This is a genomic window from Streptomyces sp. NPDC058375 (assembly GCF_042723425.1).
In the GTDB taxonomy this organism is placed as follows: domain Bacteria; phylum Actinomycetota; class Actinomycetes; order Streptomycetales; family Streptomycetaceae; genus Streptomyces; species Streptomyces durocortorensis.
The window spans coordinates 1-12,107 of the sequence record NZ_JBHXJG010000221.1; the positions used below are offsets into that span (position 1 = coordinate 1).

Annotated in this window: 9 protein-coding genes; 3 read left to right on the forward strand and 6 right to left on the reverse strand. The window is 71.6% G+C overall.

Annotated elements, in window-relative coordinates; genetic code table 11:
* The first annotated feature begins 52 nt into the window (after positions 1-52).
* The gene (locus ACFWM7_RS27575; RefSeq protein WP_383265317.1) at positions 53-1,723 is read left to right on the forward strand and encodes an alkaline phosphatase D family protein; all 1,671 of its coding nucleotides are present in this window, start codon (positions 53-55) and stop codon (positions 1,721-1,723) included.
* A 16-nt stretch (positions 1,724-1,739) separates the two neighbouring features.
* Here ACFWM7_RS27575 and ACFWM7_RS27580 read toward each other — a convergent pair whose 3' ends face one another.
* On the reverse strand, positions 1,740-2,318 hold the full coding sequence (locus ACFWM7_RS27580) for a dienelactone hydrolase family protein (RefSeq protein WP_383265320.1): 579 nt from the start codon (positions 2,316-2,318) through the stop codon (positions 1,740-1,742).
* 49 nt (positions 2,319-2,367) lie between these two features.
* Between ACFWM7_RS27580 and ACFWM7_RS27585 the strand changes: the two genes are divergently transcribed.
* Positions 2,368-3,522, forward strand: a complete 1,155-nt coding sequence (locus tag ACFWM7_RS27585) for a mechanosensitive ion channel family protein (RefSeq protein WP_383265322.1) — start codon at positions 2,368-2,370, stop codon at positions 3,520-3,522.
* A 42-nt stretch (positions 3,523-3,564) separates the two neighbouring features.
* Here the strand turns inward: ACFWM7_RS27585 and ACFWM7_RS27590 are convergent, their stop codons facing one another.
* The 5 genes from ACFWM7_RS27590 to ACFWM7_RS27610 form a co-directional block, all read right to left on the reverse strand.
* A complete protein-coding gene (locus tag ACFWM7_RS27590; protein WP_383265325.1) occupies positions 3,565-5,151 on the reverse strand; it encodes a Na+/H+ antiporter in 1,587 nt (528 codons plus the stop codon).
* Between the two features lie 129 nt (positions 5,152-5,280).
* A complete protein-coding gene (locus tag ACFWM7_RS27595) occupies positions 5,281-5,766 on the reverse strand; it encodes a GNAT family N-acetyltransferase (RefSeq protein WP_383265327.1) in 486 nt (161 codons plus the stop codon).
* Positions 5,763-6,704 (reverse strand): RluA family pseudouridine synthase, encoded by a 942-nt coding sequence (locus tag ACFWM7_RS27600; RefSeq protein WP_003969718.1) that lies wholly within the window; start codon positions 6,702-6,704, stop codon positions 5,763-5,765. The genes ACFWM7_RS27595 and ACFWM7_RS27600 overlap by 4 nt, the downstream gene beginning before the upstream one ends.
* A gap of 43 nt (positions 6,705-6,747) precedes the next feature.
* Positions 6,748-7,338, reverse strand: a complete 591-nt coding sequence (gene lspA / locus ACFWM7_RS27605) for a signal peptidase II (RefSeq protein ID WP_383265330.1) — start codon at positions 7,336-7,338, stop codon at positions 6,748-6,750.
* Between the two features lie 59 nt (positions 7,339-7,397).
* Positions 7,398-8,078 carry a TraR/DksA family transcriptional regulator gene (locus ACFWM7_RS27610; protein ID WP_383265333.1) on the reverse strand — a complete coding sequence of 227 codons (681 nt, stop codon included), beginning with the start codon at positions 8,076-8,078 and terminating at the stop codon, positions 7,398-7,400.
* A gap of 565 nt (positions 8,079-8,643) precedes the next feature.
* Between ACFWM7_RS27610 and ileS the strand changes: the two genes are divergently transcribed.
* Positions 8,644-11,787 (forward strand): isoleucine--tRNA ligase, encoded by a 3,144-nt coding sequence (gene ileS / locus ACFWM7_RS27615; RefSeq protein ID WP_383265336.1) that lies wholly within the window; start codon positions 8,644-8,646, stop codon positions 11,785-11,787.
* Positions 11,788-12,107 lie beyond the last annotated feature (320 nt).

A 12,107-nucleotide genomic window follows, 5' to 3' on the forward strand; every position in this document is an offset into this window, starting at 1 on the left:
CTTCCTCTGTTCGCCCGCCCGTCGGCCGTACGCGCCCGTAGGGTGATCGGCCGTGACCAGTCGACACCTTTCCTCGCCGAGCCGTCGCACCGTCGTGCGGGCCGCCGCCGCGAGCGCCGCCGCCGTCCCCGTGCTCGCCACCGCGACCGTCACCTCCGCGACCCCCGCCCGGGCGGCCGATGCCCCGGCCTTCCTGCACGGCGTCGCCTCCGGTGACCCGCTGCCCGACGGCGTCCTGCTGTGGACGCGGGTCACTCCCGAGCCCGGCGCGGAGCCCGGCTCCGGGCTCGGTGCGGACACCCCGGTGCGCTGGGAGGTCGCGGAGGACCGGGAGTTCACCCGGATATCCGCGACCGGCACGACGACGGCGTCGGCCGTCTCCGACCACACGGTGAAGGCCGACGTCCGGGGGCTGCGGCCGGCCACCGCGTACTGGTTCCGCTTCACGGCCGGCTCCGATCCGGCGACCGGCACGGTCTCCCCCGTCGGCCGCACCCGGACCGCGCCCGTGACCGACGCCGCCGTGGCCGGTATCCGGCTCGGCGTGGTGTCCTGCGCCAACTGGGAGGCGGGCTGGTTCTCCGCGTACCGCCATCTCGCCGCCCGGCCCGATCTGGACGCGGTGCTGCACCTGGGCGACTACCTCTACGAGTACGGGACCGGCGCGTACCCGGCGCAGGGCACCGCGCTGCGCGCGCACCGGCCCGCCCACGAGATCCTGAACCTCGCCGACTACCGCACCCGGCACGGGAACTACAAGACCGACGCCGACCTCCAGGCGCTGCACGCGGCCCACCCGGTGATCGCGACCTGGGACGACCACGAGTTCGCCAACGACGCCTGGTCCGGTGGCGCGGAGAACCACACCCCGGGTGCGGAGGGGGTCTGGGAGCAGCGGGTGGCGGCGGCCAAGCAGGCGTACTTCGAGTGGATGCCGGTCCGCGCCTCCACCGAGGGGACGGTCTACCGGCGGCTGCGCTTCGGGCGGCTCGCGGAGCTGCATCTGCTGGACCTGCGCAGCTTCCGCTCCGAGCAGGCGTCGGTGGGCAACGGGGCGGTGGACGACCCGGAGCGCACGGTGACCGGCCGGGCGCAGCTGGACTGGCTGAAGGCGGGGCTGGCCGGCTCCGACGCGGCCTGGAAGCTGGTCGGCACGTCGGTGATGATCTCGCCGGTCGCCTTCGGCGCGCTCCCCGCGCATCTGCTGGAGCCGCTGGCCGGGCTGCTGGGGCTGCCGAAGGAGGGCCTGGCGGTCAACGTCGACCAGTGGGACGGCTACACCGACGACCGCAAGGAGCTGATCGCGCATCTGCGAGACCGGGGCGTCGCCGACACGGTGTTCCTGACCGGCGACATCCACATGGCCTGGGCCAACGACGTACCCGTGCGGGCGGCCACGTATCCGCTGTCGCCCTCGGCCGCCACAGAGTTCGTGGTCACGTCGGTGACCTCGGACAACCTCGACGACATCCTGCGGGTCGCGCCGGGGACCGTGTCCGTGGTCGCCGCGGCGGCCGTCCGGGTGGCCAACCGCCATGTGAAGTGGGTGGACATGGACGCGCACGGCTACGGGGTGCTGGACGTCACCGCCGAGCGGGCGCAGATGGACTACTACGCGATCTCCGACCGGACGGACCCCGACGCCACCTCCGCCTGGACCCGCTCCTACCGCACCCGCCGGGGCGCCCAGCGCGTCGAGCGGGCCGACCACCCGGTCCGCTGAGGGGGCCGGAGCGGTCCTACAGGGTGGCCAGGAAGCCGAGGGCGACCTTCCAGGTCTGCTCGGCGGCCGCCTGGTCGTAGTCGTGCCGGTCGGGGTCGGTGAACAGGTGCCCGGCCCCGGGGTAGCGGTAGACCTCCACGTCCGCGCCGGTCCGCTGCATCTGGAGGTACCAGCTGTTCAGCCAGTCGTGGGACTCGAAGGGGTCCGGGTCCGCGACGTGCAGCTGGACGGGGAGCTCGTCGACCGAGGCGTTCTCGGCGATGTCCGAGGTGCCGTGGAACAGCAGCAGCCCGCGCGCCTTCGCGTCGCCGAGCGCCAGGGTCTGCGCGGTCGCCGCGCCGAGGGAGAAGCCGGCGTAGACGAGCCCCTGGTCGGAGTAGGGCGCGGAGGCCAGCACGGCGCGCTTGAGCAGTTCGTCCTTGCCGACCTCGTCCTTGTGGGCCATGCCCTCTTCCACCGTGTCGAAGGTGTGCCCCTTGAACAGATCGGGCACGCGCACCTCATGGCCGGCGTCCCTGAGGCGCGCGGCCGCGGCGTGCACGGCGGGCGTGAGCCCGTACGTCGAGTGGAAAAGCATGATGTTCATGAGGCCCATGGTGCCATTCGCACCCTGTCGGCCGCCCTACAGCTGGGAGGACGAGGGAATGGAGAGCGTGCTGCGCCCGCTGATCGTCATCGGCGGTTCCGTGGTGATCACCCTGCTGATCGGCTGGCTGGTCGATCTGCTGCTGCGGCGGGCCGACAGTCGGCACCACGAGACCCCGCTGTGGGGGCTGCTGCGGCGCTGCCGGCCTCCGTTGCAGGTGGTGGTCATCACGGCGCTGCTGCGCGGCAGCTACCGCCAGACGAAGATCGACTGGGTGTGGGACCACCGGGCGGGGATCGGCCAGGTGCTGACCCTGGTGCTGATCGGCGCGTCGGCCTGGCTGGTGGTGCGGATCGCGGCGACGGTCGTGGAGGCCAGTTACGCCCGGTACGCGACGGGCCGCCGCGACCCGGCCCGGGTCCGCCGGGTCCGGACGCAGGTCACGCTGATCCAGCGGGTCGTCATCGCGGTGGTGACGGTGGTCGCCATCGCGGCGATGCTGCTGACGTTCCCGCCGATGCGGGCGGTCGGCACGTCGATGCTGGCCTCGGCCGGTCTGCTCGGCATCGTCGCGGGTGTCGCCGCCCAGTCGACGCTCGGCAATCTCTTCGCCGGATTCCAGATCGCGTTCGGCGACATGGTGCGGCTCGGCGACACCGTGGTGGTGGACGGCGAGTGGGGCACGATCGACGAGATCACCCTGACGTTCCTGTCGGTACGGACCTGGGACGAGCGGCGGATCACGATGCCGGTCTCGTACTTCACCAGCCAGCCGTTCGAGAACTGGTCGCGCGGCGGGGTGCAGATGACCGGCACGGTCTTCTTCCACCTCGACCACTCCGCCCCGGTCGCCGCGATGCGGGAGAAGCTGCGGGACCTCCTCGGGGACATCGCCGCCTGGGACGGCCGGGACTGGTCGCTGGCGGTCACCGACACGACGCCGACCACGATCGAGGTGCGCGCGGTGGTCACGGCCAAGGACGCGGACGACATCTGGACGGCGCGCTGCGCGGTGCGCGAGCAGCTGATCGGCTGGCTGCGCGACCACCACCCGTACGCGCTGCCGCGGATCGCCACCGCGCCCGCCGCGCTGCCGCCGGGCGAGCAGTGGGCGGAGCTGACGGGTGCGAAGCTCGGCCGGGCGGGCCGCAACGGGTCGGCGACGCCCGCCGACCGCGACGACTCCAAGGCCCCGCGCACGGGCCGGGGCTGAGGCCCCCCGGCCTCCCCGAGCCGAGGCTGGAGGCCCCGGGGTTCACCGCAGCGAGCGGAAGTCCAGGTTCCGCAGCACCCGGTCCACGACTTCCGGGTCGGAGCCGGGTTCGCTGCGCGCGGAGAGCACCTCGTGGCGGGCGGCCGACATCATCTCGCGCTGGATACGGCTGATCGCCTTGAAGCGTTTCGCCCGCTGGGCGTAGGCCTCGCGCCGCTCCTCATCGACCATGTCGGGGCTGATCCGGGCGCCGATGTCGTACGCGGCGCGCTGGAGCCGCTCCACGACCTCCTCGGGGAAGTCCTCGACCTCCTGGATCTCCTTGAGCCGGTATTTGGCGGCCTTGGCGGCCCGGATCGCCAGCTCCCGCTCCAGGGCCTCCTCGGCGGCGGTATCGGCCCGGACGTTCAGCTTGCGCACCAGCCAGGGCAGGGTGAGCCCCTGGAAGACCAGGGTGGCCATGATCACGGCGAACGCGATGAAGATGATCTCCTCACGGCCGGGGAAGGGCTGCCCGTCGTCGGTCTCCAGCGGGATCGCCAGCGCCAGGGCCACGGATGCCACCCCGCGCATCCCGGCCCACCACATCACGACGGTCTCCCGCCAGCTGGTGGGGATCTCCTCGCTGACGTCCCGGCGGTTGTGCAGCCGGGTGGCCAGCCAGGTCGCGGGCAGCAGATACAGCAGCCGTACGCCGACGACGACCGCGACGATCACGAGCCCCCAGCCGACCATCTCCAGGGCGTGCCCGTCGGCGGTGCCGAACACGGTGTGCAGCTCCAGGCCGATCAGCCCGAAGGCGACGCCGGTGACGAGCGTGTCGACGATGTCCCAGAAGGTACGTCCGGTGAGCCGGCCGAGCACGTCGTCGGCGTCCGCGGTGTGCTCGGCGAGGAACAGCGCGACGGTCAGGACGGCCAGCACACCGGAGCCCATCAGCTCCTCGGCCAGCACGTAGGCGACGAAGGGCACCAGCAGGGTCAGGCCGACCTGGAGGGTGGCGTCGCCGAGCAGGTTCATCAGCTTGATGGTGAGCCAGCCGAGCGCGAGACCGACGGCGACCGCGACGACGGCGGAGAGGACCAGCAGCCCGAAGGCCTCGGGGAGCGAGAAGGTGCCGCTGACGGCGGCGGCGATGGCCACGTGGTAGAGCACGATGGCGGTCACGTCGTTGAAGAGCCCCTCGCCCTCCAGGATCGACACCAGCCGGCGCGGCAGCCCCACCGAGCCCGCGACGGCCGTCGCCGCGACCGGGTCGGGCGGGGCGACGAGCGCGCCGAGCACGACGGCGGCGGCGATCGGCAGCCCCGGCACGATCGAGTTGGCAACCGCGGCGACGGCGGCCGTGGTGACGAAGACGAGCGCCACGGCCAGCAGGAAGATCGGGCGCTTGTTGGCGACGAACTGCCGCCAGGAGGTGCGCTGCACGGCTGCGTAGAGGAGCGGCGGTAGCAGCGCGGGGAGGATGATCTCCGGCGGGATGTCCACGTTCGGGACGAACGGCATGAACGCCATCGCGATGCCGATGAGGGTCATCAGCACCGGCGCGGGCAGCCCCAGCCGGTCGCCGAGCGGCACCGTGACCACGGCTCCGAGCAGCAGCAGGAGCAGCAGGGACATCTGTTCCACGAGGGACCTTCCGGAGCGTACGGGTCCGGCAGGTCACGAGCGGCCGAACAGGGCTCCACCCTGCCACGCGCGGTGTACGTTTCGGCCGATACCCCCCGGGGCCGGGCCGACACCCCCCGCTCGCGGCGCTCAGGCCGGGTGGATCTCCCGCCGCATCGCCCGGTGCGGCATGCCCGCGTCGGGGAACTCGGGGCCGTACGCGACGTATCCGAGCCGCTCGTAGAAGCCGAGGGCGTGCGTCTGGGCGTGCAGGTCGACGGCGGCCAGGCCCAGGGTCCGCGCCTCGTCCTCGATGGCCCGGACGAGGGCCGCGCCGACGCCGAGGCCGCGGGCCTGACGGCTCACGGCGAGCCGGCCCAGCGAGCCGACGGTGAGGACGCCGCCGGTCTTCGAGGCCGCGTCCGCGCCGTGCAGCAGCCGCCCGGTGCCGAGCGCGGTGCCGTCCGCCGCGACGGCCAGGACATGCACGGCGGTCGCGTCGTGGGCGTCGTACTCCAGCTCCTCGGGCACGTTCTGCTCGCCGACGAAGACGTCCTTGCGGACCTGGAAGCAGGCGGCGAGGTCGCTCTCCTCGACGGCCCTGCGGGTGCTGTACGGGGTGGGCCCGGCGGTCACTGGCTCTCCGCGGAGATGGTGTCGAGGGCGTGCTGGAGGTCGGCCGGGTAGGTGGAGGAGAACTCCACCCAGCTGCCGTCGCTCGGGTGCTCGAAGCCGAGCCGCACGGCGTGCAGCCACTGCCGGGTCAGCCCGAGGCGCTTGGCCAGCGTCGGGTCCGCGCCGTACGTCAGGTCACCGACGCAGGGGTGGCGGTGGGCGGACATGTGGACCCGGATCTGGTGGGTGCGGCCGGTCTCCAGCTTGATGTCGAGGAGGCTGGCGGCCCGGTAGGCCTCGATGAGGTCGTAGTGGGTCACCGAAGGCTTGCCCTCGGCGGTGACGGCCCACTTGTAGTCGTGGTTGGGGTGGCGCCCGATGGGGGCGTCGATGGTGCCGCTCATCGGGTCCGGGTGGCCCTGGACGAGGGCGTGGTACTTCTTGTCGACGACCCGGTCGCGGAACTGGGCCTTGAGCAGGGTGTAGGCGCGCTCGGACTTGGCGACGACCATCAGGCCGGAGGTGCCGACGTCGAGGCGGTGCACGATGCCCTGGCGCTCGGCGGCGCCGGACGTGGAGATCCGGTAGCCGGCGGCGGCGAGGCCGCCGATGACGGTGGTGCCGGTCCAGCCGGGGCTGGGGTGGGCGGCGACGCCGACCGGCTTCATGATGACGACGATGTCGTCGTCGTCGTGGACGATCTCCATGCCCTCGACGGGCTCGGCGACGATCTGGACGGGGGCGGGCGCCCCCGGCATCTCGACCTCCAGCCAGGCGCCGCCGTGGACCCGCTCGGACTTCCCGGCCACCGAACCGTCCACCTGGACCTTCCCGGCTGCGGCCAGCTCGGCGGCCTTGGTGCGGGAGAAACCGAACATCCGGGAGATGGCGGCGTCGACGCGCTCACCCTCCAGGCCGTCCGGTACGGGCAGGGTGCGGATCTCGGGGTGCGTACTCACCAGTCGAGTATGCCTTGCGCGACACGCTCCCCGTACAGCCCGGTCAGTCCTTGTGGACGGTCCCGTCGGGGTCCAGGCCTTTGAAGGAGAGGATCACGATGAGGATGCCGCCGCAGACGATGGCGGAGTCGGCGAGGTTGAAGACGGCGAAGTGCTTGGGGGCGATGAAGTCCACCACCGCGCCCTCGAACACGCCGGGCGCCCGGAAGAGCCGGTCGGTGAGGTTGCCGAGCGCACCGCCCAGGAGCAGACCCAGGGCGATGGCCCACGGCAGGCTGTGGAGCTTGCGGGCCAGCCGGACGATGACCACGATCACGCCGGCGGCGATGATGGTGAAGATCACCGTGAACGCCTCGCCGAACCCGAACGCGGCGCCCGCGTTCCGGATGGCCCGGAACTGCAGCCAGTCGCCGATGATGTCGATCGGCGGCTGGTGCTCCAGCTTCGCGACCACGATCATCTTCGTGACCAGGTCCAGCAGGTAGGCCACGACGGCCACGCTCAGCAGAACGAGGACCTTCCGCTTGCCGCGGCCCGCGTTCACGGCGGCGTCGGCGGCCGTACTGCCGCCTTCGTCCGTGCCCTCGGCCTCGGGATTCTCCGGCGTACCGATGATGCGCTCCGCCTCTGCCACGTAAGTCCCTCAACCCTAGGTGCCTGCCTTCGGATGAGGGTACGACACACCTGTGCGGATCAGCCGCGCCGCTCCTGCTTCTGCTTGTCCTCGACACACAGGGTGGCCCGGGGGAAGGCCTGCATCCGCGCCTTGCCGATCGGCTTGCCGCAGATCTCGCAGAGCCCGTACGTCCCCGCCTCCAGCCGGGCGAGCGCCCGCTCGGTCTGCTCCAGCATCTCCTGGGCGTTGGCGGCCAGCGACAGCTCGTGCTCGCGGGTGATGTTCTTGGTGCCGGTGTCGGCCTCGTCGTCGCCCGCGCCGTCGCCGGAGTCCCGCATCAGCCCGGCCAGGGCCGCGCCGGAGGTCTCCAGCTCGCTGCGGAGCCGCAGGATCTCGCTGGTCAGCAGGGTGCGCGCCTCGGTGACCTCCTCGGGCGTCCAGGGGTCCTCGCCGGGCCGGACGGCCAGCTCGCCGGGGGCGGCGGCGCGGGCGGGCGGCACGGGGGCCGTGGCCTGTGCGCCTGCTGCGGGACGACTCGCGCTCTTCTTGGCTACCACCGTGTGGGCTCCCGTCTGATCGGCGGCCCGGGCCGCCTCCGTGGCCGACGCTGCGGCCTTTTTCGCGGTCTTCTTGGCCGCGGTCTTCTTGGCGGTGCTCTTCTTGGCGGCGGGCTTGTCGCCGGCCGCCGCCTTCTTGGCCGCGGTCTTCTTGGCGGCGGCCTTCTTCACCGTCTTCTTCGCTGCCTTCTTCGCCACCATGGCCGCGGCCCCTTCACATATTGTGATCTTGCTCGCGAATCGTGCTGGGACGATAAATCGACTCCAGCCCCGCGGCAACGGGGCACGCCGCCCTCTCGCCCCTCCCCGTATCCGGTCGTGGCGCGCCTGCCTCCGTTGTTCCCAGCTCCCCGCCCGGTAATCCGGCCCCCGGGCCCCGCCGGGAAGTCCTTCTACCCCGTCCCGCCACTCGGGTCACACCCACGCGCCCCCGATAAACCGGTCGGCCGTCGCCCGTACGGGCCCGTACACTGGCCCCAGCGAGAGGCATCGACGGGACGAGTAGCGCCGTACGCAGCCAGCAGCGACCCGGGGACGGTGGGAGCCTGGGGGCGAGCGCGATGTGAAGATCACCCCTGAGCCGCCGGAAGAACGCCATGGTCACGTGGGTTTGCCCACGGACACCAGGCCACTAGACCCGGCATCGCGACCCCAATGAGGGGGCCACGGGCACACGCCCGGGGCCAAGGAGGGTGGTACCGCGGGAGCCGAGACGCTCTCGTCCCTCCGACGGAAGTGGAAGACATCCGCCGGAGGAAGCCCGCACATGACATCGCCGCAGTACCGCCAGGTACCCGCCCAGGTCGACCTGCCCGCGCTGGAGCACGCCGTGCTCGACTTCTGGCGCGAGAGCAAGGTCTTCGCCAAGAGCCTCGACCAGTCCGAGGGCCGCCCCGAGTGGGTCTTCTACGAGGGCCCGCCCACCGCCAACGGCATGCCGGGCGCCCACCACATCGAGGCCCGCGTCTTCAAGGACGTCTTCCCCCGCTTCCGCACCATGCAGGGCTACCACGTCGGCCGGAAGGCCGGCTGGGACTGCCACGGCCTGCCGGTCGAACTCGCCGTGGAAAAAGAGCTGGGCTTCAACGGCAAGAAGGACATCGAGGCGTTCGGCATCGCCGAGTTCAACGCCAAGTGCCGTGAGTCGGTGACCCGCCACACCGACGCCTTCGCCGAGCTGACGACCCGCATGGGCTACTGGGTCGACCTGGACGACGCGTACCGCACGATGGACCCGGAGTACGTGGACTCCGTGTGGTGGTCGCTGAAGGAGATCTTCAACAAGGACCTGCTGGTCCAGGACCACCGGGTCGCCCCCTGGTGCCCCCGCTGCGGCACGGGCCTCTCCGACCATGAACTGGCCCAGGGCTACGAGACGGTCGTCGACCCCTCGGTCTTCGTCCGCTTCCCCCTCACCTCGGGCCCGCTGGCGGGCGAGGCGGCCCTCCTGGTCTGGACGACCACGCCCTGGACCCTGGTCTCCAACACGGCGGTCGCCGCGCACCCCGAGGTCCGCTACCTCGTCGCGACGAACGGCGAGGAGAAGCTCGTCGTAGCCGAACCGCTGCTGGAGAAGGCGCTCGGCGAGGGCTGGGAGACGACCGGCCAGTCGTTCACCGGCGCCGAGATGGAGCGCTGGACCTACGAACGCCCCTTCACCCTGGTCGACTTCCCCGCCGAGGCCCACTACGTGGTCAACGCCGAGTACGTCACGACCGAGGACGGTACGGGTCTGGTCCACCAGTCCCCCGCGTTCGGCGCCGACGACCTCCTGGTCTGCCGCGCGTACGGCCTCCCGGTGGTCAACCCGGTCCGCCCGGACGGCACGTTCGAGGAGGGCCTTCCCCTGGTGGGCGGCGTCTTCTTCAAGAAGGCCGACGAGACGCTCACCGCGGACCTGGACGCGCGCGGCAAGCTCTTCCGCCATGTCCCGTACGAGCACAGCTACCCGCACTGCTGGCGCTGCCACACGGCGCTGCTCTACTACGCGCAGCCGTCCTGGTACATCAGGACGACGGCCGTCAAGGACCGTCTCCTCCAGGAGAACGAGAAGACCAACTGGTTCCCCGACTCGGTCAAGAACGGCCGCTTCGGCGACTGGCTGAACAACAACGTCGACTGGGCGCTGTCCCGTAACCGCTACTGGGGCACGCCGCTGCCGATCTGGCGCTGCGAGGACAACCACCTGACGTGCGTGGGCTCGCGAGCCGAACTGACAGAACTGACGGGCACGGACCAATCCGGTCTCGACCCCCACCGCCCCTTCATCGACGAGATCACCTTCACCTGCACGCACGAGAACTGCCAACTGGAGGCGTACCGCGTCCCGGAGGTCATCGACGCCTGGTACGACTCGGGTTCGATGCCGTTCGCGCAGTGGGGCTACCCGTACAAGAACAAGGAAGCCTTCGAGAGCCGCTACCCGGCGCAGTTCATCTCGGAGGCCATCGACCAGACCCGCGGCTGGTTCTACACGCTGATGGCGGTAGGCACCCTGGTCTTCGACAAGTCGTCCTACGAGAACGTGGTCTGCCTGGGCCACATCCTCGCCGAGGACGGCCGCAAGATGTCCAAGCACCTGGGCAACATCCTCCAGCCGATCCCGCTGATGGACCAGCACGGGGCGGACGCGGTGCGGTGGTTCATGGCGGCGGGCGGCTCCCCCTGGGCGGCACGCCGGGTGGGCCACGGCACGATCCAGGAGGTCGTCCGCAAGACGCTCCTCACCTACTGGAACACGGTCGCCTTCCAGGCGCTGTACGCGCGGACCTCGTCCTGGGCCCCGTCGGCGGCCGACCCGGCCCCGGCGGACCGCACGGTCCTGGACCGCTGGCTGCTGAGCGAACTCAACGCGCTGGTGGACCAGATGACGGCCGCGATGGAAAGCTACGACACCCAGCGCGCCGGCAAGCTGCTCTCGGCGTTCGTGGACGACCTCTCCAACTGGTACGTACGCCGCTCGCGCCGCCGCTTCTGGCAGGGCGACAAGGCGGCCCTGCGCACGCTGCACGAGGTGGTCGAGACGGTGACGCGTCTGATGGCACCACTGGTCCCGTTCATCACGGAGCGGGTCTGGCAGGACCTGATCGTCCCGGTGACGCCGGACGCCCCGGAGTCGGTACACCTGTCCTCATGGCCCAAGGCGGCGGCCTCGGCGATCGACCCGACCCTCTCGACCCAGATGACGCTGGTGCGCCGCCTGGTGGAGCTGGGCCGGGCGACGCGCGCGGAGTCGGGCGTGAAGACGCGCCAGCCCCTGTCCCGCGCACTGGTGGCGGCGAGCGGCTTCGACACGCTCCCCCCCGAACTCCGCGCCCAGATCACGGAAGAGCTGAACGTCTCGTCCCTGGCCTCGCTCTCCGAGGTGGGCGGCTCGCTGGTCGACACGACGGCGAAGGCGAACTTCCGGGCGCTGGGCAAGCGGTTCGGCAAGGGCGTGCAGGCGGTGGCCAAGGCGGTGGCGGAGGCGGACGCGGCAGCGCTCTCCCTCGCCCTGCGCGAGGGCACGGCGTCGGTGGAGGTGGACGGCGAGCGGATCACCCTCGCCCCCGACGAGGTCATCATCACGGAGACCCCGCGCGAGGGCTGGTCGGTGGCCTCGGACTCGGGCGCGACGGTGGCCCTGGACCTGGAGATCACTCCGGAACTGCGCCGGGCGGGCCTGGCCCGTGACGCGATCCGCCTGATCCAGGAGGCCCGCAAGAACAGCGGCCTGGACGTGGCGGACCGCATCGCCGTCCGCTGGACGACGACGTCCCCCGCAACGTCGGAGGCCCTCACGGAGCACGCGTCCCTGATCTCCGAGGAGGTGCTCGCCCTGGACTACGCGGAGGGCGAGGCGGACGGAACGTACGGCGAGACGTTCGAGGACGAGGGCCTGGCGCTGAGGTTCCGCCTGCGCAAGCGGTAGGGGTAGCCCGCACGAAGAGGAGAGCCCGCCGGAAATCGTTCCGGCGGGCCCTTCCGCGTCTCCCCTCAGGGGCTCCGCCCCCGAACACCCGCGCCTCAAACGCCGGCGAGGCTCAAAAGATGTCCTCAATCGCCGGACGGGCTGGATTTACCCTCCCGCACCCGAGAAGCGAGGCCGGGCCTATCAAGCCCGTCCGGCGCTTGAGGACAAAGGGGGTCCGGGGCAGCGCCCGGTTTCGGGAAGGGGCGGGTAGGGGAACAGCCCGCCGCAGGCGCCCCACCCGCGCCGCAACACCCCCGCACCCGCCCACGGCAAAGGGC

Coding starts and splice junctions, on each gene's coding strand:
- ACFWM7_RS27580 (WP_383265320.1), bottom strand. CDS start 2,318: ATGGGCCTCATGAACATCATGCTTTTCCACTCGACGTACGGGCTCACG.
- ACFWM7_RS27585 (WP_383265322.1), top strand. CDS start 2,368: ATGGAGAGCGTGCTGCGCCCGCTGATCGTCATCGGCGGTTCCGTGGTG.
- ACFWM7_RS27610 (WP_383265333.1), bottom strand. CDS start 8,078: ATGGTGGCGAAGAAGGCAGCGAAGAAGACGGTGAAGAAGGCCGCCGCC.
- ileS (WP_383265336.1), top strand. CDS start 8,644: ATGACATCGCCGCAGTACCGCCAGGTACCCGCCCAGGTCGACCTGCCC.